At 49.0% G+C, this 365-nt stretch carries 2 protein-coding genes; both read left to right on the forward strand.

Features of this window, described 5'->3' with window-relative positions; translation table 11 throughout:
- Positions 1 to 253 (forward strand): thiamine pyrophosphate-dependent enzyme (locus CBX98_RS25625; RefSeq protein WP_242446622.1); only part of this gene is annotated, 253 nt, incomplete at its 5' end.
- Positions 253 to 365, forward strand: a 113-nt coding sequence (locus tag CBX98_RS25630) for an ACT domain-containing protein (RefSeq protein ID WP_197710253.1), incomplete at its 3' end; no start/stop codon positions are given. The genes CBX98_RS25625 and CBX98_RS25630, both read left to right, overlap by 1 nt.

The raw sequence follows: 365 nt of genomic DNA on the forward strand, positions 1-365 counted from the left end.
CTCGGGTCGCCATTCCCATTCCTATATGGATTCGGTCCCCAACTTTGCCAAAATTGCCGAAGCCTATGGCCATGTTGGCATGACGATTAGCGATCCTGCTGAGCTTGAGTCTAAGATGGCCGAAGCCCTTACCATGAAAGACAGACTGGTATTTATCGACATTATGGTGGATGAGACTGAGCACGTGTATCCCATGCTTATCCGCGGCGGCGCGATGAATGAAATGTGGTTAAGCAAAACGGAGAAATGCTAATGCGTCGAATTATATCTGTATTACTCGAAAACCAATCCGGCGCCCTATCCCGTGTTGTCGGCCTGTTTTCCCAGCGCGGTTACAACATCGAAAGTTTAACTGTGGCACCAAC

The sequence above is a fragment of the Vibrio sp. T9 genome (assembly GCF_003123985.1).
GTDB classification, from domain to species: domain Bacteria; phylum Pseudomonadota; class Gammaproteobacteria; order Enterobacterales; family Vibrionaceae; genus Vibrio; species Vibrio diabolicus.